22 protein-coding genes are annotated in these 26,513 nt (G+C 63.3%); 6 read left to right on the top strand and 16 right to left on the bottom strand.

Annotated features, from left to right (window positions below; all coding sequences use genetic code 11):
- Nucleotides 1–52 precede the first annotated feature (52 nt).
- The 3 genes from ACHPFG_RS20045 to ACHPFG_RS20035 form a co-directional block, all read right to left on the bottom strand.
- Nucleotides 53–1,573, bottom strand: a complete 1,521-nt coding sequence (locus ACHPFG_RS20045; protein ID WP_131698212.1) for an ArnT family glycosyltransferase — start codon at nt 1,571–1,573, stop codon at nt 53–55.
- Entirely contained in the window at nt 1,573–3,228 is a 1,656-nt protein-coding gene (gene arnT, locus ACHPFG_RS20040) for a lipid IV(A) 4-amino-4-deoxy-L-arabinosyltransferase (protein ID WP_431700247.1), read from the bottom strand. Before arnT ends, ACHPFG_RS20045 begins: the two co-directional genes overlap by 1 nt.
- A gap of 188 nt (nt 3,229–3,416) precedes the next feature.
- Entirely contained in the window at nt 3,417–4,097 is a 681-nt protein-coding gene (locus ACHPFG_RS20035; RefSeq protein ID WP_431700246.1) for a histidine phosphatase family protein, read from the bottom strand.
- Nucleotides 4,098–4,374: 277 nt separating this feature from the next.
- Between ACHPFG_RS20035 and ACHPFG_RS20030 the strand changes: the two genes are divergently transcribed.
- The 6 genes from ACHPFG_RS20030 to ACHPFG_RS20005 all read left to right on the top strand — a co-directional run bounded on the left by ACHPFG_RS20030 (nt 4,375) and on the right by ACHPFG_RS20005 (nt 11,637).
- Nucleotides 4,375–5,034, top strand: a complete 660-nt coding sequence (locus tag ACHPFG_RS20030; RefSeq protein WP_431700245.1) for an ABC transporter ATP-binding protein — start codon at nt 4,375–4,377, stop codon at nt 5,032–5,034.
- Nucleotides 5,031–7,493: an FtsX-like permease family protein gene (locus ACHPFG_RS20025; protein WP_431700244.1), complete on the top strand. Its 2,463-nt coding sequence runs from the start codon at nt 5,031–5,033 to the stop codon at nt 7,491–7,493. Before ACHPFG_RS20030 ends, ACHPFG_RS20025 begins: the two co-directional genes overlap by 4 nt.
- Nucleotides 7,483–8,544, top strand: a complete 1,062-nt coding sequence (locus tag ACHPFG_RS20020) for a lipocalin-like domain-containing protein (protein WP_339543296.1) — start codon at nt 7,483–7,485, stop codon at nt 8,542–8,544. The genes ACHPFG_RS20025 and ACHPFG_RS20020 overlap by 11 nt, the downstream gene beginning before the upstream one ends.
- A gap of 137 nt (nt 8,545–8,681) precedes the next feature.
- The gene (locus ACHPFG_RS20015) at nt 8,682–9,677 is read left to right on the top strand and encodes a hypothetical protein (protein ID WP_431700243.1); all 996 of its coding nucleotides are present in this window, start codon (nt 8,682–8,684) and stop codon (nt 9,675–9,677) included.
- A gap of 2 nt (nt 9,678–9,679) precedes the next feature.
- Nucleotides 9,680–10,036 (top strand): hypothetical protein, encoded by a 357-nt coding sequence (locus ACHPFG_RS20010; RefSeq protein ID WP_431700242.1) that lies wholly within the window; start codon nt 9,680–9,682, stop codon nt 10,034–10,036.
- Between the two features lie 149 nt (nt 10,037–10,185).
- On the top strand, nt 10,186–11,637 hold the full coding sequence (locus ACHPFG_RS20005) for a hypothetical protein (protein ID WP_431700241.1): 1,452 nt from the start codon (nt 10,186–10,188) through the stop codon (nt 11,635–11,637).
- A gap of 180 nt (nt 11,638–11,817) precedes the next feature.
- Here the strand turns inward: ACHPFG_RS20005 and ACHPFG_RS20000 are convergent, their stop codons facing one another.
- The 13 genes from ACHPFG_RS20000 to ACHPFG_RS19940 form a co-directional block, all read right to left on the bottom strand.
- Complete coding sequence (locus ACHPFG_RS20000; RefSeq protein WP_431700240.1) at nt 11,818–12,681, bottom strand: LysR family transcriptional regulator; 864 nt, start codon at nt 12,679–12,681, stop codon at nt 11,818–11,820.
- A gap of 53 nt (nt 12,682–12,734) precedes the next feature.
- Nucleotides 12,735–14,183, bottom strand: coding sequence for an amidase (locus tag ACHPFG_RS19995; protein ID WP_431700239.1), 1,449 nt, complete (start codon nt 14,181–14,183; stop codon nt 12,735–12,737).
- Nucleotides 14,180–15,448: a Zn-dependent hydrolase gene (locus ACHPFG_RS19990; protein ID WP_431700238.1), complete on the bottom strand. Its 1,269-nt coding sequence runs from the start codon at nt 15,446–15,448 to the stop codon at nt 14,180–14,182. The genes ACHPFG_RS19995 and ACHPFG_RS19990 overlap by 4 nt, the downstream gene beginning before the upstream one ends.
- 13 nt (nt 15,449–15,461) lie before the next feature.
- Entirely contained in the window at nt 15,462–16,157 is a 696-nt protein-coding gene (locus ACHPFG_RS19985) for an ABC transporter ATP-binding protein (protein WP_184742948.1), read from the bottom strand.
- The gene (locus ACHPFG_RS19980; RefSeq protein ID WP_184742945.1) at nt 16,157–16,906 is read right to left on the bottom strand and encodes an ABC transporter ATP-binding protein; all 750 of its coding nucleotides are present in this window, start codon (nt 16,904–16,906) and stop codon (nt 16,157–16,159) included. The genes ACHPFG_RS19985 and ACHPFG_RS19980 overlap by 1 nt, the downstream gene beginning before the upstream one ends.
- Nucleotides 16,903–17,913, bottom strand: coding sequence for a branched-chain amino acid ABC transporter permease (locus ACHPFG_RS19975; protein WP_339543304.1), 1,011 nt, complete (start codon nt 17,911–17,913; stop codon nt 16,903–16,905). Before ACHPFG_RS19975 ends, ACHPFG_RS19980 begins: the two co-directional genes overlap by 4 nt.
- A 1-nt stretch (nt 17,914) precedes the next feature.
- Nucleotides 17,915–18,775 (bottom strand): branched-chain amino acid ABC transporter permease, encoded by an 861-nt coding sequence (locus tag ACHPFG_RS19970; RefSeq protein ID WP_141606794.1) that lies wholly within the window; start codon nt 18,773–18,775, stop codon nt 17,915–17,917.
- Between the two features lie 68 nt (nt 18,776–18,843).
- Complete coding sequence (locus ACHPFG_RS19965; RefSeq protein WP_167655740.1) at nt 18,844–20,046, bottom strand: ABC transporter substrate-binding protein; 1,203 nt, start codon at nt 20,044–20,046, stop codon at nt 18,844–18,846.
- 134 nt (nt 20,047–20,180) lie between these two features.
- A complete protein-coding gene (locus ACHPFG_RS19960; protein WP_131698191.1) occupies nt 20,181–20,948 on the bottom strand; it encodes a FadR/GntR family transcriptional regulator in 768 nt (255 codons plus the stop codon).
- Nucleotides 20,949–21,055: 107 nt separating this feature from the next.
- Nucleotides 21,056–21,805, bottom strand: a complete 750-nt coding sequence (locus tag ACHPFG_RS19955; protein WP_431700237.1) for an alpha/beta hydrolase — start codon at nt 21,803–21,805, stop codon at nt 21,056–21,058.
- A 109-nt stretch (nt 21,806–21,914) separates the two neighbouring features.
- The gene (locus tag ACHPFG_RS19950; RefSeq protein WP_431700236.1) at nt 21,915–23,327 is read right to left on the bottom strand and encodes an efflux transporter outer membrane subunit; all 1,413 of its coding nucleotides are present in this window, start codon (nt 23,325–23,327) and stop codon (nt 21,915–21,917) included.
- Complete coding sequence (locus ACHPFG_RS19945; protein ID WP_431700235.1) at nt 23,320–25,290, bottom strand: MacB family efflux pump subunit; 1,971 nt, start codon at nt 25,288–25,290, stop codon at nt 23,320–23,322. Before ACHPFG_RS19945 ends, ACHPFG_RS19950 begins: the two co-directional genes overlap by 8 nt.
- Before the next feature lies 1 nt (nt 25,291).
- Nucleotides 25,292–26,461, bottom strand: coding sequence for an efflux RND transporter periplasmic adaptor subunit (locus ACHPFG_RS19940; protein ID WP_431700234.1), 1,170 nt, complete (start codon nt 26,459–26,461; stop codon nt 25,292–25,294).
- Between the last annotated feature and the right edge of the window lie 52 nt (nt 26,462–26,513).

Below are 26,513 nucleotides of genomic sequence, written 5' to 3'. Positions count from 1 at the left end.
ACTGTCCCCACGCCCCGCCCAGCGCGGTACAAGCACACCTGATACGCAGCTATCAGCGTGACGCAGGGATAAACGCGACACTGCCCTCGTCACGCTTGTGAAACAGCCGCTCGCCATTGTCCGGCCGGGTCGTGATCACCTGATGATCCGCACCCAAATACGCCAGCGGCGTCGGATCGTCCTTGGAGAACTGCGCGACGATGATCGTACGTTGCGGGTCAAAGCCTTGGCCGCTGGTTTTTTCCAGCCAGGCCATGAAGGCGGCTGTGTCACCCTGGCGGGGAAAGTCCTGGGTCTCGGCGATGTAGTAGAACGGCTTGCCGCCATTTTGCAGGTACATCGGGACCTTGTTGTCGACTTCCACCAGCACCATCTGCCATTGGTTCCAGGGCGCGCTTTTCACGGCCTCGGCTTGCACATCTTCGGCGAAGCGGGTCACGCCGCCGTTGCCGTTAGACCAGGGATAGGCCACGCCGAGTATCAACAGCATGAGTGCGGCAGCGATCCCCAGACCCTTCTGCCAGCGCGGCCAGATGGCGGGCTTTTTCAACACGCGCTCGCTCAGCCACCACGCCGCCAGCAATTGGGCAAAGGGCACCAGCGGCAGCACGTAGTAGCTGCGCCGGCTGCCGCTGGCGGTGAAGAACACAAACAGCAGGCCCAGGCCCCACACCAGCCAGCGCGCGTTCGGCGCGGTGTGGCGCCAGTGGCGCACGGCCAGCCACAGGCCGAGCAACCAGCACGGAGTCCAGGGCAGCGTGTAGGCGGGCAGGTAGATCAGGTAGGTGTAGATCGGCCCCATATGGTCGAACGGGTCGAAGAAACGCACCACGTTTTCCCGGAACACCAACGCCAGGCCGCTCGCGCCATAGGTCGGTGCGCCGTAGACGTGCGACAGCACGAACGGCACCGCATACACCGCGGCGGCGATCAGCACGGCCAGCACCAGGCGCAGGTTGAGGTGGCGCTTGTAGCGTTGCTCGCCGAGCAGGTGCGGCAACAGCACGAGGCCGGGCAGCACAAAGCCGATCAGGCCCTTGAACAACGACGTCAGGGCCAGCAACAGGAAAAACACCGTGTAGCGCCACAGCCGCGTGTCGTCGGGGCCACGCCAATACCAGGCGACGGCCGCCAGCACGCCGCACACGGTGAGCACATCCGCCGTGGCCACGCGTGCCCAGAACAGGAAGTAGAACGTGGTGGCGAGCATCCAGCCGGCGATCAGCCCCGTGCCCTTGCGGAACAGGCGTTCGCCGATCAGGTACACCAGCCACACACTCAACCACGCGCCGATCACCGACGGCAGGCGCAACGACCAGGGACCAAGGCCCCCCATCAGGTGGGCCGCGCCGGTGATCAGCCAGTAGGAGGGCAGGGGTTTGTCGTAATACGGCAGGCCCTTGAGGTACGGGTCGAAATAGTCACCGCTCTGCAGCATCTGCAAGGCGATATTCGCCCAGCGGGTTTCCGGGCCCCACAGGTCACGCGCGCCCAGGCCGGTGAGCAGCAGCAGGGCCGAGACGCCCAGCAACAGCAGCAGGGCGCCGCGTTCGGTCTTGAAATAACCCGGCATCATGGCGCCTGCGGGTAGAGGATAAGTTCCAGGTAGCCCTTGTGATAGCGTTTGCCTCCGGGCGGCAATTGCCCGGCCTCGCGCATTTCACTGGTGCTGTTGACCCGCAGCAGCACGCCGACCGAGCCGTGCTGGCGTGCTTCTTTGAGCCAGCCCTGAACCTGTTCCAACTCCACTTTGCGTTTTACGGCACCAGCGTACTGCAAGCCGTAGCGCAACTCGCCTTCGGTGTCATACAGCACCACGTCGGCGCGTTGCAGGCGCCAGGCCAATGCGCTGGCGCTCTCCAGTTCATTGCTCAGCAGCGCGTGGGTGTGCTGCAACTCATCCAGATGCTCCAGCACAAATTGGTCGGGCATTTCGTTATCCGCGATCTGCGCCGGCATGCTCGCCGGCAGCAGGATCACCAGCAGGCCGATGCCCAGGGCCGGCATCGCCCACAACGTCAGCGGACGCAAGGCCTGCAGCAGGTTGGCAAGGATCCAGCCCAGCAGCACGATAAACGCCAGCGACAGGCTGAACATCTCGGCATGGCTGTTGCTGTACAGCGGCCTGGCGATTTGCAGGTAGATCAGGCCGATCATGGCGGCCATGCCGATCACGAAGTTGAACAGGCCATTGAGGCACAGGGCTTGGGTTTTGCCTTGGCTGACCAGATCGCTCAAGGTATGCCCCATCAGCAACGCCAGGGGCAGCAGGCACGGCATGATGTAGGTCGGCAGCTTGCCGTTGCTCAGGCTGAACAAGCCCAGGGGCAACAGCAGCCACAGGGCCAGGAAGGCGATCGCCGGGTGGCGCTTTTCTTTCCAGGCCTGGTGCAGGGTGTTGGGCAGCAGCCCGGCCCACGGCAGGCAAGCCACCGCCATGATCGGCAGGAAGAACCACCAGGGCCGCACGTGTTGCGCGTTGTCGGCGCTGAAACGGCGAATGTGCTCATTCCAGAAAAAGAAGCGCCAGAAGTCCGGTTCCTGAGTGTGGATCGCCAGTACCCAGGGCAAACAAACCAGCACGGCCACGCCGATTGCCAACGGGCCATACCGCAGCAGCTCGCCCAGGCGCCGTTGCCAGAGCATATAAGGCACGGCAATCAGTACCGGCAGCGCCCACGCCAGGAAACCCTTGGTCATGAACCCCATGGCACAGGCGAATCCCAGCACGGCCCAGGCGCCCAGACGGCTGCGCAGGGGGCTGCTGTCGAGGGCAAACCACAGCGCCACCAGGCTCAGGTTGACCCACAAGGTGAATTGCGGATCGAGGTTGGAGTACCCCGCTTGCCCGGCCACCAGGCCAAAGCTCAGGTAGAGCAGGGCGCAGGCGAAACTCTTGCGTGGGTCGTTCCACAAGCGGCGGGCGATCAGGTACGCAAGCAGCACGCTCAACCCAGTGGTCAGGGCCGAGGCGATGCGTACACCGAACAGGTTCTGGCCAAACACGGCCTGGCCCAAGGCGATCAGCCAGTAACCGGCAGCGGGTTTTTCGAAATAACGGATGCCCATGAAGTGCGGCGCCACCCAGTTGCCGCTCAGGAGCATCTCCTGGCTGATCTGGGCGTAGCGGGTTTCATCCGGTATCCACAAACCGTGCAGGCCCAGGGGCAATAGATAAAACGCGACGAAGGCCAGTAATAACACCGTCAGGGGTTTCAGGCGGGTCATGAAAACGTCGCTCCCTGACGTCTGATGGTAGTTTTTTCAACTAATGAAGTAATGGCGAAAGTCGTCACAGCGTTCACTAAATAACAGGAAATAGTCATAACGACCTTAATTAAAGGGCGCAACTAAACATGCCAGAACAGGGCTGTCTTTTTGCTGAACATAGGCCGTAGGGGCGGGAAGGGAACGACTTAGATTTGTTTAAGTGCGGCTGGCCAATCCTGGTTTTTCATGATGCCCAGGGCCTTGAACTTGCCATTGGCCAGCACCTGTACGAACAGCGCGCTGCCGTACTCGGAAAACTTGGCGTGGGGGAAGCCCAGGGCGGTTTCGAAGTCGGCAATGCAACCGCTGTGGGTGACGAATATGAGGTTGCGTCCAGCCTGTTTGTGGCTGAGCAGTTCTTCGCCGATGGCCCTGCCGCAGACGGCGCCTTCACCGGCGGTCATTTCAGTTTTTTCGGTTTGGCCGAACATGAAACGCGAGGTCTGGGCCGTGCGAATGGCGGGGCTAGAGAGTACGTCGGTGCCGTCCATGCCCAGTGATTTAAAGGCTTTGCCCAGGTTTTCGGCGTGTTGACTGCCATTGATCGTCACGCCTTCCACCGGGCCCAGGCAAGGGTTGGTCGAACGGTCGCAGCGCTCTTCATGACGCACCAGCACGATCAGGTCGCCGTCACGCCACAGCGGCAGCACTTGGGAGGTCATCAGGCGATTGCCTATGCCCAGGTCCCGTGGCGATGTCGGCCAGAACAGGGCGCAGGTGAGCAGCACGGTGACCACGGCAAGCCCGAGCCAAAGCGGTTTGAGGCGCTTGAAAAAGGCCCGGCGCGAGCGTGGTTTAATCAGGGTAAGGTCAACCACTTCATTCACCTTGGACGCTGTTGGCAATGTTGTATTAGTTAGGCACAACGTGTTGGCGAATAGCCGTAGTGGAGCAGAAGGCTGTCACAGGGCGGCTGTCTTTTCGCTGAACATGCTGCGGTTAAAAGTTGCCAGGCGTGGCAACTAATAAGTTGCCGACGAGTGACGCTTGGCCGGTAATTTAAAGTGGGACGGGTGGGCGGCCGGTGAAAACCATGTGAAAAATTTGCGTGGCCTTGATCCTCAGCCGTTATTCTCGATTGCCAGCCATCAGATGAGTGTTCCCATGTTGCAGGTGCAAGGTGTCTTCAAAAGCTACGCCACCCCCCAGGGGCCGTTAGCGGTATTGGCGGGGGTCGACCTGCACCTGGGGGCGCGCAGCAGCCTGGCGTTGATGGGTGAGTCCGGCAGCGGCAAGAGCACCCTGCTGCACTTGGTTGCCGGGCTTGATCGGGTGGACGGCGGCAGTATCCAAGTGGCTGAGCAGCGCCTCGACCAGATGAGCGAGGCGCAATTGGCCCACTGGCGGCGTACCGAGATCGGCCTGGTGTTCCAGCAGTTCAACCTGATCGGCAGCTTGCGCGTCGACGACAACCTGGCGTTCCAGGCCCGCCTGGCGGGGCGTTTTGATCCGCAGTGGCAGGCGCAATTGGTCGAACGCCTGGGCCTGGGGGACTTGCTCAAGCGCTATCCGGAACAACTCTCGGGCGGCCAGCAGCAACGGGTGGCGGTCGGACGGGCGTTGGCCTCGCGCCCGGGTTTGCTGTTGGCCGACGAGCCCACCGGCAACCTCGACGAAGCCACCAGCGACGAGGTGCTGCAATTGCTGCTGGACCTGCTGCGCGACAGTCCCACCAGCCTGTTGATGGTCACTCACAGCCCACGCATCGCCGCCCGCCTGGACCGGCAAGTGGTGCTGCATCATGGAAAGGTCGTGCCGACGTGAGCGTGTTTTACTGGGCCATGCGCGCCTTGCTCAGCCATTGGCGACGCCATCCGGTGCAGTTCTTCAGCGTGCTCACCGGCCTGTGGCTGGCCACCGCGCTGCTGACCGGGGTGCAGGCCCTCAATAGCCAGGCCCGCGACAGTTACGCGCGCGCCAGCCAATTGATCGGCGGTGAACCCCAGGCCAGCCTCAGTGCGGCGGACGCCGCCAGTTTCCCGCAAACGCTGTTTGCCCAACTGCGCCGCGCCGGGTGGCCGGTGTCGCCGGTGGTGCAGGGGCGGCTGCAACTCAAGGGGCATGAGGACGTGCGCCTGCAGTTGATGGGCATTGAGCCGCTGTCGTTGCCCGGCAGCGGCGCGGTGGCGGGGCAGCGCTTGAGCCAGGCGCAGATGCTGGCCTTCTTTGAACCGCCGGGGCGTACCTGGATTGCGCCGCACACCTTGCAAGCCCTGGGGCTGCGCGCAGGCCAGCAACCGCTCACACTGAATGGGCAGCGCCTGCCACCGTTGCAGGTCCAGGCGGATATGGCGCCCGGCCTGTTGCTCACCGATATCGGTTTTGCCCAGCCGCTGCTGGAGATGCCCGGCCAGCTCTCGCGCCTGCTGGTGGACAAGGCCTTCGCCGCTCGCCATCCCACACCGCCCGCCGGGCTGCAACTCAAGCAGGGCGAGGAGAATAACCTCGCGCGGTTGACCGAGAGCTTTCACCTGAACCTTGATGCGTTGGGCTTCCTGTCTTTTGTGGTGGGGCTGTTTATCGTGCACGCGGCCATCGGCCTGGCCCTGGAGCAGCGGCGCGGGTTGTTGCGCACGTTGCGCGCCTGTGGGGTGAGTGCGCGGATGTTGATCCTCGGCCTGGGGGTGGAGTTGGGGGCGTTGTCGCTGCTGGGGGGCGTGCTCGGCGTCGCCAGCGGTTACCTGCTGGCCAGCCTGTTGCTGCCGGATGTGGCCGCCAGCCTGCGCGGCCTGTATGGCGCCGAGGTACCGGGCCAATTGAGCTTGAACCCAGGGTGGTGGGCAGCGGGGCTGGGCTTGAGTTTGCTCGGTGCCTTGCTTGCCGGCGCCAGCAGCCTGTGGCGCGCGGCACGTTTGCCGTTGCTGGCGCTGGCCAATGCCCAGGCCTGGCACGAGGCCCATGGGCGCTGGTTGCGGCGCCAGGGCTGGGTCGCGGCTACGGCCTTACTGATCGCGTTGTTGGCGTTATGGTTGGGCGATAGCCTGGCGGCGGGCTTTGTGTTGATGGCGGGGTTGTTGCTCGGCGCCGCCCTGGGGTTGCCGGTTGTGCTCAATGGGCTGTTGAAGGTCGTATTGGGGCGCAGCCGTTCGGTACTCGGCCAGTGGTTCCTGGCTGACTGCCGTCAACAACTGCCGGCCCTGAGCCTGGCATTGATGGCGCTGCTGTTGGCCCTGGCCGCGAATATCGGCGCGGGCTCCATGACCTCGGGCTTTCGCCACACCTTCAATAATTGGCTGGAGCAACGCCTCACCGCCGAGCTGTACCTCAACCCGCAAAATCCGGCCCAGGCAGAACACCTCGGTGCCTGGCTGGCGCAGCAACCGTTGGTACAAACCGTGTTGCCCACCTGGCAGGTCGCGGTGCAATTGCAGGGCTGGCCGGCGGATCTGTTTGGCGTGGTCGACGACCCTACCTATCGCCAGCACTGGCCGTTGCTGGAAGCGGTGAGCGCGCCTTGGGACCAGTTGCAGCAAGGCGAGACCCTGATGCTCAGCGAACAACTGGCGCGGCGGCTCGGTGTGAAGCTGGGTGACACAGTGAGCATTCCCACGCCGCACGGTGTGTGGTCGCCGACCGTGGTGGGGGTGTACGCTGATTACGGCAATCCCAAGGGCCACGTGCTGGTCAATTCCCGCCACCTGCTGGCCCACTGGCCGACACTGACGCCGGCGCGTTTCAACCTGCGGGTATTGCCGCAAAACGTGGCGCCGCTGGTGGGTGAAGTGCAGCGCGCCTTTGCCCTGGAAGACAGCCGTATCGTCGATCAACAGCAACTCAAGGGCTGGTCGAGCCAGGTGTTCGAACGCACCTTCGCCGCCACCGCCGCGCTCAACAGCCTGACCTTGGGCGTGGCCGGTGTGGCGCTGTTCATCAGCCTGCTGACCCAGAGCCAGAGCCGCCTCGGCCAACTCGCTCCGCTGTGGGCATTAGGGGTGACGCGACGGCAATTGATGTTGCTGAACCTGGGGCAAACCTGGTTGCTGGCGGTGCTTACGCTGGTGCTGGCATTGCCCTTGGGTCTGTTGCTGGCGTGGTGCCTGGATGCGGTGATCAACGTGCAGGCCTTTGGCTGGCGCTTGCCGTTGCAAGTGTTCCCGTGGCAGCTCGCACAATTGCTGGGGCTGGCGCTGCTGGCCACGCTGTTGGCATCGGCCTGGCCGCTGTGGCAGCTGTACCGCAGTCGTCCGGTGGATTTGTTGAGGACGTTTGCCCATGAAGATTAAGTCGTTGATGTGCGCCGTATTACTGCTGGTGGCCTGTGACAAAGTCCCTGCGCCACAGGAAAGCTTCGCCGGGCTGGGCAGTGACGCGGCCGACTTTGCCCAGGTGCTGCCCGGCAAGGTCTTCAGTTTTCCCGAGGACCACGGCCCCCACGATGGCTTTCGTATCGAGTGGTGGTACGTCACCGCCAACCTCAAGGACGCCCAAGGCAATGTGTTCGGTGTGCAATGGACGCTGTTTCGCAACGCCCTCAAGGCCGGACCGACGCAAGCCGGCTGGCACGACTCGACCGTATGGCTTGGCCACGCCGCCGTCACCTCCGCCACCCATCACTACGCCGCCGAACGCTTCGCCCGCGGCGGCGTCGGCCAGGCCGGGGCGCAGGCAGTGCCGTTCAACGCGTGGATCGACGACTGGAATTTCGCCAGCCAGCCCGGCGCCGCGAGCGCGTTGGCGGACATGCAGCTCAAGGCCAGCGGTGCGCAATTTGCCTACGACCTGCGGCTGACTTCCAGCCGCCCGCTGGTGCTGCAGGGCGACAACGGCTACAGCCGCAAATCCGACCAGGGCCAGGCGTCGTACTACTACAGCCAGCCCTTTTTTACCGCCGATGGCAGCGTCAGCATCGACGGCAAGACATATCAGGTCAGCGGCCCGGCGTGGCTCGACCGCGAATGGAGCAGCCAACCGTTGACCGCCAGTCAGACCGGTTGGGACTGGTTCTCCCTGCACCTGGACCGTGGCGAGCAGTTGATGCTGTTTCGCGTGCGGCAAACCGACGGCGCGTCCTACCTGACCGGCACCTGGATCGACCGCGAAGGCCACACCCAGACCCTGCACAACGCCGATATCCAACTGGCACCGCTGGACACAACAGCCATCGACGGACGCCAGATTCCCACACGCTGGTCGCTGAAGATTCCCAGCAAGCAGCTGGATATCACCACCCAGGCCGTCAACCCCAACGCCTGGATGAACCTGAGTATTCCGTATTGGGAAGGACCGGTGCGGTTTGAGGGTGGGGTGGGTTACCTGGAGATGACCGGTTATTAGGGTTGTTTCTGTAGGCCTAGTTTCTTCGTGAAGTAGGCAACTTCCCAAATGCAGTTCGACCCACCTGCGCTTGTGTTCGGGGCGTAGGTGCTTGCTTATATTTCGACGCCATCTTCTTTGCATCTCGGATGTAGGGCATGGCGCAGAGCTATATCAACGACCGCGCAACGGACTACAACAGCTTGAAATCCCGCCTGATGGGCGCTGCCCCGAGCCGACAACGTTCTGACCATTTTGATGTGCTGAACCGGCACCTGCGCCCCGGCCTGGTCGCGCCGGGGCAACTGGTGATTATTCCCGATGCCTACAGCGTGAGCTGTTCCGGCGAGGAAGCCTGGTTAATGCGCCATGCCGAAACAGTTCGTCGCAACCTGGAAATGAATACCTCGGCGGGCACGGAGTTGATCGGCAACTATGACTTGCTGCAGAGCTTCATGGCCTACGGCTCGATTGGTATCGGCAGTGCGACATCGGCTTGGTCGCGGCATCTGAATGAGGTGGCGCAGACCCTGGAGGAAATCGAGCGGTTGCATCAGCGCTTGAAGGACGGTGCGTTGGACCGGGATGGCTTTATCAAACAGCGCCAGGCCTTGTTCCGGCGCTTGGATCTGCAACTGCAAGGCGCCGCACGGTTCGGCACGGGGTTGCAGGGCAATGAGTCGTTGAAGAAGGTGCTGGGGATTTCGACCAAAAGCTATCTGCATAAAGGCGAGATCGCGGGGTATGCAAAGCGCATGCGCGAGATTGCGCAGATGTCCAAGTGGTTGGGAAACGGGACTTTCATGGGGATCGCGCTGGATGTGGGCGTGACCGGGCTGGAGATCAAGGAGGCGTGTGTGACGGGACGGGAGGCGCAGTGCAGGAGGGCGAAGTATGTGGAGACGGGGAGGTTGGTGGGGGGAGTGGCTGGGGCTGCTGGAGCTGGGGGATTAGGCGCTGAACTGACTCGTCGCGCATGCACCATTTTTTTAGGTGTGGCGACTAGGGGAAGTGGCGCACTCACCTGTGGAGTTATCGGTGGGGCTGCGGGAGGGTATATAGGCGGCAGTAAAGGCGGCGATGCTGGGGCGTTCCTGGGCGGAAGGATCATAGAGATTGATGGTGATTTGATATTTCAACCAGAAGGCGCTTAACGATGTCGTTTTTTCTCGTCTACACCCTTGTGATGATCATTGGAACGTTCGTTGTTTTGGGCCTGATGCTATATGCCGGGCGTACAAAGCTCGACGAGCTGGAAAGTTATTTCAGTGAAAACGCGGAGGTTCGTAAATATTGGCAACGCTGGGAACGAAACCAGCAGCTCAATCGGGGTAATCGCATGGCGCTGTTGATTGACATCCTTCGCACACCAAAACGCTCCGTGAAAGACGGTCTTGTGACCGAGGTAGAGCTAGCCGCCATCCCCCTTGCCCTCAAGCGTTGGGCCGTATGGCCTTATCGGCTTGTGATGTTTTGGGCTGTCAGTTGGGGATTTTGGGGTACTTGGCTCTAGAGGAAGCCAGTTTTTTCCTACGCGTATTTTTCCTTAAAGCCACATTCCTCTGAAAAAATACTGTACATCCATCCAGTCTTATCCTACATTCCATCCCAGGTGACCGGATGTCACCTGACCTTCAGTTTTTAACTATGGATGGATAAAAAATGAAATCGAAAAAAGCCTTTATGCTGGGCGCGGCCATGGCGGCCTCCTGCTTTGTCTCGGCCTTTACCCTGGCCGAGCCAACCCTCCCGAAACTCAGCGCGGGCACGCTCAAGCAGGCCGTGGAAAAGGCGCTGAACCCCGGCGGCACGCTGCAAGCGCTGCCGGTCTCGAATGCGCTCAAGCAAAAACTCAACGCGGCCAAGGCCGGCAAGGCCAAGGCGCCTGCGAGCAAGGCGGCCTACAGCAACATGGCGGTCGACACTGCGGTGAGCGAGCTGAACAAGTCTGACCAGGCGCAAGGTAAAGAGGCTGCGGTTGCGGCTTTCACACCGCTGTTTCCGACCCTGGACATCAATACGCTTTACACCCTCACGGGGGTGGAGACCGGCGCGCAAATCGCCTACCACTTCAACTTGCCGAAAAACGCGCGCATCCAGGTCCAACTGCTGAACCAGAGCGCGGGGACCGACATGTCGCTGACCCTGTTCCACGATGACGGCCAGGGGAACCTGACCCCCCTGGGCACTTCCGACAACAGTGGCAACGCCGATGAATACCTCGACGGCGTGCTGCCGGCTGGCGACTACTACTGGTTCATGGTGGCCAATACCGCGAGCAACGCGCAATTCAGTTTCGGCGTGGCGGTGAACAGCAATATCGATGCCTTTGAGCCCAACGACACTGCGCAAACCGCGTTTGCATTGCCGGATGCGATGAACCAGGTGAGGGGCAACCTCGACAGCGTCAACGATGTCGATTATTTCGACTTCACCTCGCTGCGTGGCCAGGGTGTGGGCATTTACCTGACCGATGAGAATGCGGGGACGCGCAACCAGTGGATCTTCGAGCGGTTCGATGGCAGCAACTGGGTGGTGATCCAGCCGGAAAACACCTCGATCTACTCGAACCTGACCCCGGGCTACACCGTCAAGGTGCGTGTGCGGGCGAACCCAGGCGTGGCCCTGAATCCACAGGCGCAATACACGTTGAGCCTGGGCTCGCTGCCACGCCTGAACCAGAACAACGTGAACGGCGACAACGTGGTGCGTATCCCCAGCTCGATCTTCCAACTGGCCACGCAGGCGGCCAGGAGCTTGAGTTGGAGCACCCAATGGTCCGATAGCACCGGCGAGCCATTGCGCGGTGTCACTCCGGTACTCAAGGTCGACAAGCACTACGATGGCAGCATCAATTACAACTGGGTCAACTACGAGGCCAAGACCGGCATCACCGGAGCCGCCTCAGGCAATGTCGACCTGGGCACCTGCTCCGGTGATTACCGTGTGGTCTACCCGGACAGTGCGTCCGGCCAGACGTATAACTGGGAAACCTGGTTCAACGAGGGCGGCTGGCGCATCGAGCTCAAGGAGTTCCCGGGTGTGGGCGTGGGCGGCAACATCGTGCGGACCGTCAGCCTGGGTCATATCTGCAGCCAGCGTATCGTGCGCTGATCGATTCATCTGAGTGAGGCAGGGGCAGTCCATGGGGCTGCCCCTTTTTTTGCGTGTGTGGGGGGCTCATTGCAGGTTACCGAACAGGGCCTTCATCAGCGGTGAGATGTTATTGAAATGCGTCCTCTTGCTCATCGATAAGGCTGCGCAAGCACACACCCACAGGCGAGGGGCGGCGAATCACATCAACGGATCCCAGCGCTGCGACCAGTCACTCTCGGCCTTGACCACTTCACGCAGCAGCCCCAGCGCCTGTTGCAACACCGCCGAATCCCGCGCCCGTGAGTACACCAGGAACGTCGGGAAGCTGAACTCAGGGGCCTTGGGCACGCGCTGCATCACGCCGCTGTCCAGGTAGCTTTGCACCACGCGTGTGCGGAAATAGCCCGCACCGCCATGTTCGAGGATGTACTGCAACGCCAGCGGCCCGAGGTTGAAACTCACCGCAGCGCGGGCCCTGTCGGGCAGGGCGGCGTCGTGCTGCTGGCGAAAACCCGGGCCCCAATCGATGTAGACGTACGGGTCCGGCTTGCTGACCAACTGCACCAGGATCAGTTTTTCTTCCAGCACCTGCTCCACCTGCAATCCCGGCCAGTACTGCGGTTGGAACACCAGCGCCGCGTCGAGTACCCCCAGTTCCAGTTGGCGCAGCAGGTATTCACCTTCACGTACTTCGGTGCGCAGCGCATGCCCGGGAATCTGTTCGCGCAGCGCCTGCGCCCAGCCGAGCATCAACGGGTTGCACAGGCTGACTTCACCGCCGATATGCAGCACATTGCGATAACCATCGGGCAACGGCAGGTCGCGGCGCGCGGCTTCCCAGGTTTGCAGCAACTGGTTGGCGTACGCCACAAATGCCTCGCCATCGGCGGTCAGGCGCGCACCAGCGCGGTTGCGCACGAACAGCGTACAGCCCAGCTGGTTTTCCAGGTTTTTGACGCGTGCGGTGATGGCGGTCTGGGTGACGTGCAATTTCTCGGCGGCGGCGGCCAGGCTGCCGCAGCGGGAAATTTCCAGGAAGGTGCGTGCCAGTTCGATGTCCATGAAGCCCCCGGGGATGAATGCGGACATTGTAGAGGCAGGGGATTGGAATGCGGTCAGAAAATGTGGGAAGGGGCAAGCTCCTCCCCACATTTGGATCTCGGTGTTGGGGTGATCGGTCTCTGTAAGTGCCGGGTCGGAAACGCCTTGGCATACACCCGGCACACTCGCAACACGTGCTCATCGGCAAACCGCGCGCCCACCACATGCAACCCCACCGGCAAACCATTCGCCGCCAAGCCGCACGGCACCGACGCTGCCGGCTGCTGGGTGAGATTGAAGGGGTAGGTGAACGGCGTCCACTCGGTCCATTCCTGCATCCCGGAACCGGGCGGTACGTTGTGCCCGGCCTCGAACGCGGTGATCGGCATCATCGGCGACACCAGCACATCGTAGTGTTCGTGGAACGCCGCCATCCGTGCCACCAGTGCAGCGCGGGCTTCGAGGGCCGCGTTGAAGTCATCCAGGCTCAACCGCTCGCCACGCTGGGCAATGCGCAGCAGCCCAGGGTCCAGCAGCTGTTTCTGCACGTCGCTCATGGATCCGGTCAGGCGTGCCGCGCCCGCCGCCCACAAGATGCTGAACACCTCCAGCGGGTCGCTGAAACCAGGGTCGATCTGCTCGACATGGGCACCCAACTGCACCAGGCCTTCGACTGCCTGGGCGACTACCCTGGCCACCTGCGGGTCGACATCCACGTAGCCAAACGTTGGGCTGTAGGCCACGCGCAGGCCTTTCAAATCCGTCTGCGGCGTGAGCCATGGGGTGGTCCTCGGCGCACCGATCAGGCCATCCCGCGCATCCGGTTGTGCGACGGCTTGCAGCATCAACACGCTGTCTTCCACGGTGCGGGTCATCGGCCCCAGGTGCGAGAGGATGGTCATCGAACTGGCCGGCCATTGCGGCACGTAGCCGAACGTCGGCTTGATCCCGAAGGTGCCGGTAAACGCGCAGGGGATGCGGATCGAGCCGCCGGCATCGCTGCCCTGGTGCAGCACACCCAGGTTCAACGCGGCTGCCGCGCCCGCACCGCCGGATGAGCCGCCCGCGGTGGTGCGGGTGTCCCACGGGTTGCGCGTGATGCCGTACAGCGGGTTGTCGGTGACGCCTTTCCAGCCGAACTCCGGGGTGGTGGTCTTGCCCAGCAGCACCGCGCCGGCCTTGCGCATAAAGGCCGGGAAGGGCGCGTCGACGTCCCACGGCCCCTCGGCCGACGAGGTGCGTGAGCCCTTGCGGGTGGGCATGCCGATCGTCAGCGTCAGGTCTTTGATCGATGCGGGCACGCCATCCAGGGCACCGCAGGGCTCACCCTTCAACCAGCGTTGCTCCGACGCCCGCGCGGCGCGCAGCGCACCCTCGGGGTCCACATGGCAGTAGGCGTTGACCACCGGGTTGTAGCGTTCGATACGCAGCAGCGCATCTTCGGCGACGTCCACCGGCGATAAGGTCTTGTTACGGAAATGCTCCAGCAGTTGCACCGCTGTCAGTTGGCCCATCTCACTCATGCCCTGTCCCCCTGCGCCGCATTGACCATGGCGCGCAGCAATACCGCGCAACCGGCCGCCAGGTCATCCGGCGCGGCGTTCTCGATTTCGTTGTGGCTGATGCCGCCTTCGCACGGCACAAAGATCATTCCGGCCGGGCCCAGTTCGGCGACGAAAATCGCGTCATGCCCGGCGCCGCTGACAATATCCATATGGCTCAAACCCAAGGCCTGGGCACCCTCGCGCACGGCAGTGACGCAGGCCGGGTTGAAATCCAGCGGTGGGAAATCGGCGGTGGGTGTCAGTTCGAAGATCAACCCGTGCCGGGCGGCTGTGGTTTCGATCACGTCGCACACTTCATCGACCATGGCTTGCAGCTTATCGGCATGCAGGTGGCGCAGGTCGATGGTCATGTGCACCTGGCCGGGAATCACATTGCGCGAGCCCGGGTGCAGGCTCAGGCAACCGACGGTGCCGCAGGCGTGAGGTTGTTGCTGATGGGCGATGCGGTTGACCGCGCTGACCACCTCGGCGGCGCCGACCAGGGCGTCCTTGCGCAGGTGCATGGGCGTCGGGCCGGCGTGGGCTTCCACGCCGGTGAGGGTCAGGTCGAACCACTTCTGGCCCAGGCAACCCATCACCACGCCAATGGTGGTGGCCTGGTCTTCCAGCACCGGGCCTTGCTCGATATGCGCTTCGAAATACGCGCCGACCGGGTGGCCCAACACCGCGCGCGAACCGGCATAGCCGATGCGCTGCAATTCAGCGCCCACCGACAGGCCCTGGTCGTCGCGTTTGTCGAGGGTATCCTGCAAGTCGAACTTACCGGCAAATACCCCGGAGCCCATCATGCACGGCGGGAAACGCGAGCCTTCTTCGTTGGTCCACACCACCACTTCGAGCGGCGCTTCGGTTTCGATCTTCAAGTCATTGAGGGTGCGGATCACTTCCAGGCCGGCCATCACCCCGTAGCAGCCGTCGAACTTGCCGCCGGTGGGTTGGGTGTCGATGTGGCTGCCGGTCATCACCGGCGCCAGGGTGGGGTTACGCCCGGCACGGCGCGCGAAGATATTGCCGATAGCGTCGACACTGACGCTGCACCCGGCGGCTTCGCACCACTGTACAAACAGATCACGGGCCTGGCGGTCCAGGTCGGTGAGGGCCAGGCGGCACACGCCGCCCTTGACCGTGGCACCCAGTTGCGCCAGGTCCATCAGCGATTGCCACAGGCGGTCGCGGTTGATCAACGGGGCGTTGCTCTGGAGCGGTTGCGCAAAACTGTTCATCTGCAATCTCCCGTCAGGCGCTCAGCGCCAGGTAGCGGTTCTTGATCGTCGGGTCGGCGCGGAAGGCGGCGGCGCTGCCCTCGTAGACCACGCGGCCCTGTTCGAGGACGTAATGGCGGTCGGCGAGCTTGTCGCAGACCATCAGGTTCTGTTCCACCAGCAGCACCGGCAGGCCGTCGTCCTTGACCTTGCGCAGGATCTTCACCAGCTCGTCGACGATCACCGGGGCCAGGCCTTCGGTGGGTTCGTCGAGGATCAGCAGTTTTGGATCATTGAGCAGGGCGCGGGCGATGGCGAGCATCTGTTGCTCGCCGCCGGAGAGCGCATGGCCGGCGTTCTTGCGCCGCTCCTTGAGGCGCGGGAACATGCCGTACACGTCTTCGAGCTGCCAGCGGCTGGTCTTGCGGACGGCGATGCGCAGGTTTTCCTCGACGCTCAGCAGGCGGAAGATCCCGCGATTCTCCGGCACCAGCGCCAGGCCCTGGCGGGCGATCTCAAAAATCTTCCGACCCACCAGCGCCTGGCCGTTGAAGTGGATCTGCCCTTGGCGCGGGCAGATGATGCCGAGGATGCTGCGCAGGGTGGTGGTCTTGCCGGCACCGTTGCGCCCGAGCAGGGTCACCAGTTCGCCGGGGTTGACGCTCAGCGACACGCCTTCAAGCACGTGGCTCTTGTCGTAGTAGGAATGGATATTCTCGACGATCAGCATCAGGCGGCCTCCCCAAGGTAAGCACTGCGCACGCGTTCATCGGCACGCACGAACTCCGGCGTGCCTTCCACCAGGATCTGCCCGTGGCTCATCACGGTGATGCGTTGGCTGATGGACATGACGATGCTCATGTTGTGTTCGATCAACAGCACCGTGTGGTCGCGGCCGAGGTCGCTGATCAGTTGGGTCATGATCGGGATGTCATCGATGCCCATGCCCGAGGTGGGCTCGTCGAGCATCAACAGTTTCGGCTTGGAGCAGATCGACATGCCCACCTCCAGTACCCGTTGCTGGCCGTGGGACAACTCGCCGGCCAGGGTCTCGGCGCGGGCCGTAAGTTGCAGGCGTTCGAGCACCTGGTCGGCCATCTCCAGATGTTCGCGCTTGCTGTCCACGCGGCGCCAGAAATTCAGCGCACGTGCACCGTCGCGGCCCTGGGCAGCGAGGCGCAGGTTCTCGCGCACGCTGAGGTTCTGGAACAGGCTGGTGAGCTGGAACGAGCGCGCCATGCCCAGGCCGACGCGGCCGTGGGCCGGCTTGCGCATCAGGTTCCTGCCGTCGAAATGAATCGCCCCGGCCGTGGCCTGGCGTTCACCGGTCAGGCAGTGGAACAGGCTGGTCTTGCCCGCGCCGTTGGGGCCGATGATGGTGTGGATGGTGCCGGCTTCGACCTTGAGGTTCACGCCGTTCACTGCCCGGAACGCGCCATAGGCCAGTTCCAGGTCTTGGGTTTCCAGCAGGATGCTCATAGCCCTTCCTCCTTGGCGACGACGGCTGCCTTGCGACTGCCGCGCACGCGCTCGAACAACGCGGCCAGGCCGCCCCACAAACCGCCGCGCATGAAGATCACCACCAGGATCAGGATCACCCCCAGCAGCATCAACCAGCGCGGCCACAGGTCGGAGAGAAAATCCCCCAGCAGTACGATGGAACCGGCGCCCAGCAACGAGCCGAACAGCGAACCGGTGCCGCCGATAATGGTCATGATCAGGATGTTCTCGGACATCGCCAGGTCGATATTCGACAGCGGCACAAAGTGCAGCAGCATAGCGTACAGCGCCCCGGCGATGCCGGTGACCGCGCCGGACAGCACGAACACCAGGATCTTGAAGTGCCGCGTGTCGTAGCCGATGGCCGAGGCGCGGGTTTCGTTTTCGCGGATCGCCATCAGCGTGCTGCCGAACGGCGAGGCGATCACCCGGCGTGCACCAACGAAGATCAACAGGAACAGCACCGCGACAAAGCCATAGAACGCACGGGCGTCGGCCAGGGACAGCAGCACGGTGTCACCGAGGCGAATCTCGGGGCGTGGCACGCTGAGCAGGCCGTTGTCGCCGCCGGTCCAGTCGCTGAGGGTGTAGGCGACAAAGTAGGCCATCTGGCTGAATGCCAACGTGAGCATCACGAAGTAGATGCCGGTGCGTCGGATTGCCAGGGCACCCACCAGCAAGGCCAGGAAGCCACCAGCGATGGCGGCACCCAGCAGCGCGGTGAACAGGCCCAGTTGCAGGTGGATCATCAGCAGCGCCGCGCAGTAGGCGCCGGCACCAAAGAAGATGCCTTGGCCGAATGACAGCAGCCCGGTGTAGCCCAGCAACAGGTTGCAGGCCAGGGCGGCCATGGCGAAGATCAGTATCTCGGTGGCGAGGGTCGCCGAGGGCAATATCAAGGGCAGGCCGATCAGCACCGCCACTACCCACAGCAACATGGCGCGCGATTGCGTTTTGGCAAACGGCAGGGGATTTTTCTCGCTCATGTCAGGCTCTCCCAAACAGGCCGTAAGGACGTACCAGAATCACCACGGCCATGGCGCCGTAGATCATCAGGCTCGCGCCTTGGGGCCAGAGTGTGGTCATCAGGCTTTGCACCACGCCCACCAGTAAACCGCCGACCAGTGCACCGCTGAACGAGCCCATGCCGCCTATCACCACCACCACGAAGGCGATGCCGAGAATCTCCGGGCCCACGAACGGCTGGGCGCCGCGCAACGGCGCGAACAGCACACCGGCCATGCCGGCCAGGCCGACGCCGAGGGCGAAGGTCATGGAGAACAGGCGGAAGATATTCGTGCCGAGCAGCGACACGGTCTCGGTGCTTTCACTTCCGGCGCGCACCAGGGCGCCAAAGCGCGTGCGCTCCAGCAGCAGCCACAGGCCCAGGCCAACCAACCCGGAAAACACAATCAGGAACAGGCGGTAGTAGGGGTAGACGAAATCACCCACCACCAGCACGCCGCGCAGCAGTTCCGGCACGGCGACGCTTTTGCCCACCGGGCCCCAGATCATCACGCTGGCTTCCTGGATGATCAGCGCGATGCCCAGCGTGACCAGGATCTGGAACATGTGCGGCAAGTGATAGATCCGCTGGATCAACACACGCTCGATCACCCAGGCCAACGCGGCCACCACCAGCGGCGCAATCAGCAGCGCCAGCCAGAAGTTGCCGGTGAGGCTCACGGCGGTGTAGCAGATGTAGGCGCCCAGCAGGAAGAACGCGCCGTGGGCGAAGTTGACGAAGTTGAGCAGGCCGAAAATGATCGTCAGGCCGACCGCGATCAGGAAGTAGATCATCCCCAATCCAAGGCCGTTGAGTATCTGGAACAGGTAAAGATTAAGCATGCAGGAACCCTCGAACAGGTGGCCGCCGGGGCGGCCCTGCCGTGTACAACCGGTGAAGTTTTAGCGGATCAGGCGAGCGTGCAGCCCGTGGCTTCCAGCGGCGGGAATGACTGGCCGGCGTTGAGCACCTTGGCCAGGTCATCCTTGTCGGCCATGTCGCCGGCGGCCTTGCCGACCAGCAGGTAGTAGTCCTTGATCACCTGGTGGTCGCCGGCGCGAATCGACTCCTTGCCGGTGGGGCCTTCGAAACTCAGGCCCTGCATGGCCTTGGCCACGGTCGGCCCGTCGAAGCTGCCGGTGGCGATGATGGTGTCGAGCATGACTTTGGTGCTGATGTAGTCGGCGGCCAACGGGTAGGTGGGGTTGATGCCGTACTTGGCCTGGGTCAGCTTGACCAGCTCGCGGTTGAGCGGGGTGTCGACCTGATGCCAGTACTGCGCGCCGAGGTACACGCCTTCGAGGATGTCGCTGCCCAGTTCCTGGAACTGGTCGAGTCCGGCGGACCATACCAATAGCACTTTCATGCGCTCCTTGATGCCGAAGTTCACCGCCTGGCGCAGGGTGTTGGACGATTGGCTGCCAAAGTTGAGCAACACCAGCACATCCGGCTTGGTGGAAATGGCATTGGTCAGGTAGCCGGAGAATTCCTGTTCCTGCAGCGAGTGGTAGCTGTTGCCGACGTGTTCCAGGCCGTGTTCCTTGAGCACGTTTCTGGCGCCTTCGAGCAGCGCTTCGCCGAACACATATTGTGGCGTGATGGTGTACCAGCGCTTGGCGTCCGGCAGCAGCTTGATCAGCGGCACCATGGTTTCGCGGATGGCGCCGTAGGTAGGTACCGACCAGCGGAACGTGGCGTGGTTGCAGTCTTTGCCGGTGACTTCATCGGCCCCGACCGGGGTCATGAATACACCGCCGACCTTGTCGACTTCCTTGGCCACCGCCAGCGCCGACGACGACAGCGTGCAGCCCTGGAAGAACCGCGCGCCGTCCTGCTGGATTGCCTCCTGTACCTTGCGTACGGCTTTGCCGGCGTTGCCCTCGGTGTCGATGACCTTGTAGTTCAATGGGCGGCCCAGGAGCTCGGTGTGTTGTGCCACCGCCAGGCGCGAACCCATGTCGGCAAACTTGCCATAGCTGGCAAAGGCGCCGGACATGGACTTGAGGCCGTAAAAGGTAAAGGGCTCGGCGGCGAATGCGGACCGTACGCTCAGCGGAAGGCTGAGGGCGGCGGCCGCAGTAAGACTGGCTTTCAATAACGTACGACGCTGCATGGGGTGACTCCCTGGTTTAGTTATTGGCAGGAGTAGCAATGGCGATACGGTGGAGCAGGGCCTGTGGGCAGGCCTGTTATTGGGGTAACGCAATGTGCGGTTTGTAATGCAGTCAACTGTGGGAGGGGGTGTTCTTAAGAGTGATCGAACTCCAGTAGAAAGTGCGGGCTGACCTGGCCTTCCAGCGCGGTCATATGGTGTTCGGCGTCGCACATGTGTTCATGCATCAGGCTGCGTACCGCGCCTTCATCGCCGGCGCGAAAGGCGCTCAGCAGTTGCTTGTGATAGTCGAGGTTGGCGGCGTCGAACTGCTTGCGCTTGGGCTTGTAGGCTTTTTTCAGCACCACCAGGTCGCGCAGCAGATCGTTGAGAAACTGCGCCATAAAGCTCAGCAACGGGTTAGGGCAGGCCTTGGCCAGCAGGTTATGAAACTCCAGTTCCGCCAGGCGTTGCTCGCGCTGGCCGGCTTCGCTGTCTTCGGGAGCGCTGCAGAAATCCACGTTGTCCTGCAGGGCCTGGTAGTCGTCTTCACTCAGGCGCCCGAGCACCGACACCGCCAGTTCCACTTCGATGACCTTGCGCAATTGGTACACCTGCTCGCCATCCAGGTGCTGGAAGTGCAGGTAGTTACGCAGCGCACGGCTGGCGGGTTCAGTGCCGGCCTGGTTCAGGTAGGCGCCGCCGCTGGGACCGGTGCGGGTACTCACCAGCCCCTCGACCTCCAGGGCCTTGAGCGCTTCACGGGCCGAGCCCTTGGAGCACTGGAAGCTTTCCATCAGCTCACGCTCGGTGGGCAGGCGGTCGCCGGGCTTCAAGGCATCGGTGACAATGGAGCGCTTGACCGACTCGACAATCACGTCGGACAGCTTCTGGCGTTTGCGGCGTAGCGGGCGAGTCAGCATGGGGTCGATTTATCGTATTAATGCGGATAAATAGCACTTAATAACGATTGAGACAGAGCGTCAACGCAGGGTGTCGTTTTCGGCGGCAACAGGTCGTAAATGACGCCCTACTCCCAATTACCCGAATCCAGGCAGCGCGTAGAAGGGGGTGGTTGCTTGCCATAGGCCAGGAAGTCGCCGACCCACTGGTTGACGCAGCCGCTGGTCCCCGTCTGAGCCGCCTCCTTGAGGTGCAGTTGTTCGACCAGGGGCGCGGCCTTTTCTCCGTATGGGGCATTGACCAGCACCATGCGCGCGACGCGTTCCGGATACAGCGTCCCGTAGCGGTTGCCCAGCCGCGAGGCGTCAGCATTGCCCAGGTAAAGCAGCTGCGCATCGCCGAGTTGGGCACGTACGAACTCCATGTCCCGTGCGGCCTGTTCGACGCTTTTGTCGTGCTTGAGGTCGCGGGGGCTGAGTTCGATGACGTCATAGTAATTGAGCAGCCTGCGGTAAGCCTGAGTGGAGTAGTCGCCCCAGCGGCTGGCCAACTGAATGGCGAAGGTGCCGCCGGTGTTGCTTCTCGAGGCGTTGCCGGCCTGGGCAAAGACCAGGCCGGCGCGGTTCAGCGGCTCGCGGGCGCCCACACGGGTAAGGTAAAGACGGATGCTGCCTTGACGCGGCGCCGCGTAATTGCGCGGTACGGTCACGATGCCACACTGGGTGCGCGACAGCACCTCGGGGTCCAGCCGTTCGGCGGCGGGAAGGGGGCAATCGAGCAGCCAATCAATGGCGGTGGGTTTGATCAGTGGCTCTGCCTGGCCAAGGTTTGCCATCAAGCAGAAACAGCCGCACGCGAGGTATTTTGCAACATTCATTCAGTGGTCCCTGGCAGCCGTGTGATAGCGGCATTTTTTTACCAAGGAACCTGGGTAGAAGAATGTAGGGGCGGTAGACGACTCGTGTACGAAATTGGAGTTTTGTTTATCAGATGTTGGTTTTCCAACCGCCGCCCAATGCCTTGTACAGCGCGATGCTGGCCTGCAGGCGCGACAGGCGCAATTGCACGTTCAAGTCCTGGGCGGCATACAGGGTGCGCTGGGTTTCCAGCACGGTGAGCAAGTCTTCGGCACCCGCCTGGTAGCGGCTTTCGGCGATCTGGAAGGCGGTTTGGGCCTGTTGCAGTTCTTCCGTTTGCCATTGGCGCTGCTGGTCCAGGCGCGTGATGCTGCTGAGGGCTTTTTCCACATCGGCAAAGCCATTGATGATCGCGCCTCGGTAGGTTTGCAACAGCTCATCCTGGCGGGCGCGCGCCTTGTCGCGCTCGGCGCTTAAACGGCCGTTGTTGAAGATTGGCCCGACCAGGCCGGCCGTCAGTGTGTAGTAGGGGCTGCGCAGGACGTCCAGGGCCTTGTAGGCGTCGGAGCCGAGTGTGGCGCCGAGGGTCAGGACCGGCAGCATGGCGGCGCGGGCCACGGTGACGTCCGCCTGGGCCGCCGCCAGTTGGGCCTCGGCCTTGGCGATGTCCGGCCGGCGGCTGAGCAGCTGGCTGGGCACGCCGGCACCGATGGTTGGCCAGGTCAGGTCCTGGAAAGGTTCGGCGCCCAGGTCCAGGCCCTGAACCGGCTGGCCGAGTAGGGCGGCAAGGGTGATCTGGGATTCTTCGGCCAGTTGTTGAATCAACGGCAGTTGGCGTTGCTGGCTGGCCACCAGGCTTTTCTGCTGGGCCAGTTCCAGAGCCGTGGCGGAGCCTGCGTCGTAGCGGGTCTGCACCAGGTCGAGCACGTTACGCGCATTGGCCAGGTTCAACTCGGCGATCTGCTGGCGCTGGCGGGCCGCGAGGGTTTGCGCATAGCGGTCGGCTACGCTGCTGAGCAAGGTCAGCTCCACGGTGGCCTGGTCGAACTCGCTGGCGCGCAGGCTGTGCAGGGCGCTGTCACGGGCAGCGGCGCGGCCGCCCCAGAAGTCCACCTCATAACTGGCGGTAAGGTTGACACCGAAATTGTCGACGGCGTCATCGCTTTGCGAGGCGTCCAGGTCCGGTCCGCCCGGGCCGTGCAACAGTTTCTGGTGGCTGGTGGCGAGGTTGAACTTCACCTCGGGCAACAGTGGCGCCCCGGCGATTACCGCACTGGCCTGGGCCTGGCGCACGCGGGCCATGGCGGCGGCCACGTCGAAGCTGTCACGTCGGGCCTGGTCGACCAGGCGGTTCAACTGCGGGCTGCCGAACTGCGTCCACCACCGCTGGTTGGTGGCCTGGGCGGCGTCGCGTTCGGCGAACTGCCAGGCGGCCGGCGGCGCGATACCGCTGTCCACGGTGGGCGGGTCACCGGCGCAGGCCGTGAGCAGCAGGCACAGGCCGAGTGCGGGCAGGTGCGCGGGGATGGATCGTTTATTCACTGGTCAACGCCTTAACCGGATCGAGCCGGGCAGCTTTACGGGCCGGCATGAAGCCGAATACGACGCCGGTGACCAATGCGCAACCGAATGCGCCAAGCACCGCCACCAGGGAAAACTGCACCGCCACCTGGGCCAGCACCAGCACGCCGCCCACCAGCAGGGCCAGGGCAATGCCACACAGGCCGCCGACCACCGACAGCATCACCGCCTCGGTCAGGAACTGGCGCAGGATGTCGCGCTGGCGCGCGCCGGTGGCCATGCGGATGCCGATCTCGCGGGTGCGTTCGCGCACGGTCATCAGCATGATGTTCATCACGCCAATGCCGCCTACCAGCAGGGAAATCGCGGCAATCGAGCCGAGCATCAGCGACAGGGTGTTCTGGGTGCGCGCCTCGGCCTGGATCATCGCCGCGTTGTTGGTCAGCTCGTAGTCGCGCTTGCCGTTGTGCAGCCTTTGCATCAACTGGTCGATGGCCACCTCGGCCTCGCGGACCTTGCGCGCATCGGCGGCGGCAATCACCACGTACTCGGGGTTGTAGCTGCCGAACAGGCGCACGCTGGCGGCGGTGTAGGGGATGGCGATACGGTCATCACTGTCCTTGTTGCCGGAGCTGGCGCCTTTTTCCGCCAGCACGCCGATCACCTGGAACGGGACGTTCTCAATCAGGATGTATTGGCCGATGGGGTCGACCTCACCCTTGAACAGCTTTTCACGCACACGGTGTCCGATCACGGCCACGGTGGCGGCGGCGCGCTCGTCGGCCGCGGTGAAGTAACTGCCCTCGACCACCGGCCAGTTGAAAATCACCGGGAAGTTGGTGTCATTGCCGCCCACATAGGCCATGTAGTCGACGTTGCCGAAGCGCACGCCGGCTTCGCTGCCGTTGACCGGCATGATGCGCTGGACCTGGGGTAATGCCGCCAGTGCGTGGACGTCGTCGAGGGTCACGATACCCAGCGGCGTGCGCGGGTTGGGCGATGATCCACTGAGGTAGATAATGTTGGAGCCGAACGCCCCCATCTGCGCCATGACCTGGCGCTTGCTGCCTTCCCCGACCGCCAGCATCACCACCACCGAGGCCACGCCGATGATGATCCCCAGCAGGGTCAGTGCGGTGCGGAAGCGGTTGATCCACATCACCCGCCACGCAGCCTGGACGGCGTCCACCAGTTCGGCCCTCCAGGCACCGTTGTGTTCGGCGCCGTCGGCCAGGCGCTGGCGCAGGTCCACGGCTTGCAACGCGCCGCCGGTGGCCGGTGGGGGCGCGGCACCGTCATCGGCCGAGTCACTGATGATCAGGCCATCGCGAATCTCGATAATGCGGTTGGCCCGCGCCGCCACTTCACGGTCGTGGGTAATCAGGATCACCACATGGCCCTGGCTCGCGAGTTCATCGAGCAGGGTCATCACCTCGGCGCCGCTGTGGCTGTCGAGGGCGCCGGTGGGTTCATCCGCCAGGATGATGTGGCCGCCGTTCATCAGTGCGCGGGCAATCGAGACGCGCTGTTGCTGACCGCCGGACAACTGGTGCGGACGGTTGCCGGTGCGCTCGGCCAGGCCCAGGCGGGTGAGCAGGGCGTGGGCGCGGGCATGGCGCTCGGTAGCGCTGATGCCGGCATAGATCGCCGGCATCTCGACGTTCTCCTGGGCCGAGCCCGAGGGGATCAGGTGGTAGCCCTGGAACACAAAGCCGAACGCCTCGCGGCGCAGCCAGGCCAGTTCGTCGCTGTCCAGGTGGGCGACGTTTTCCCCCGCGAACAGGTACTCGCCTGTGCTTGGGCGGTCGAGGCAACCGAGGATATTCATCAGCGTGGACTTGCCGGAACCGGAAGCGCCGACGATGGCGACGAATTCCCCGGCATGGATCGACAGGTCGATGCCGCGCAACACGTCAACCTGCGGGCTGTCGCCACCGCCGTAGGATTTGCGGATGTTCTTGAGTTCGATCAGGGGTGTGGTCACCTCAACCCCCGTTGCCGTCGGCCGGGCCGATCAGCAGGTGATCGCCTTCGTGCAGGCCGTCGAGCACTTCGACCCGCAGGCGATCGCTGATGCCCAGGTGCACTTCACGTTCTTCGATGCGGCCGTTGGTGGCGACCACGCGGGCGATCTGTTTGTCGGCACTTGAGGTGCCCAGCAGCGCGGCCACCGGTGCGGTGAGGACATCCTTGACCTGGCTGGCGACGAAGAATACCTGGGTGGTCATTTCGGCCATCAGCGCGTTGTCGCTGTTGTCCACGTCCAGCAGCACGGTGTACAGCACCACGCGCCCGCTGCCGCTCTTGCTGGAACTGTTGGGGCTGCCGCTGCCCTGGGTTTCATTCAGCGGCTTGGGCGGGATCGGCAGGATCTGCCGCACGGTACTGGACCAGCGCCGGTTGCCGCCGCTGAGGGTGGTGAAATAGGCGGTCATGCCGGGTTTGACGTGGCCGATGTCGGCTTCCGAGACTTCCGCCCACACGGTCATCGGCGACAACTTGGCGATCCGCAGGATCAGCGGGGTCTGCTGCTGGGCGTTAAGGGTCTGGCCGACCCGCGCATCCACCGCCACCACGGTGCCGGTCATCGGTGCGTAGATGCGCGTATAGCCCAGTTCCGCTTCATCGCTGCGCAGGCTGGCCTGGGCCTGGAGAATCTGCGCCTGGAACATGTCCATCCGGGCCTGGGTGGCGCTCAGTTCTGCCTTGGCGGTTTGCACATCCTCCTCGCGGGTGGCGTTGCCGGCGGCCAGGCGCTGTTGGCGCTGGTACTTCTGGCGCGCCAGTGCGTGCTGGGCTTTCTGCTCCTGCAGCTGCGCCTTGAGGTTTTCGATGGCATAGCGGCTGGCGTCGAGCTTGGCTTTTTGCGTCGAGGGGTCGATCTCCACCAGCAATTGGCCTTCCTGGACCTGGTCGCCGGCTTCGACGTGGATCTTGCGAATCTGTCCGGACGCCTGGGCGCCCACGTCGACATACCGGCGCGGTTGCAGGGTGCCCAGGGCCGTGACGCTGTTTTCGATATTGCCGCGGGTGACGGTAACGGTGGTCAGGGTCTCACCCCCCGTCGGCAATACCTGCCAGGCGGCGACGGCGATGATGGGAATCAGGCACGCAATAGCTAGCAAGGCGCGTCGGGCAGGGCGAGGGCGTTTCATGCTTAGGTTCCAGCCAGGAAAGTTCGGAGCGCAGTTGCGCAGAGCTGACAGT

This window comes from Pseudomonas sp. BR20 (assembly GCF_050780135.1).
Taxonomy (GTDB): domain Bacteria; phylum Pseudomonadota; class Gammaproteobacteria; order Pseudomonadales; family Pseudomonadaceae; genus Aquipseudomonas.
The sequence above is the reverse complement of the archived record's forward strand: the minus strand, read 5'-3'. Positions and strand labels throughout refer to the sequence as shown.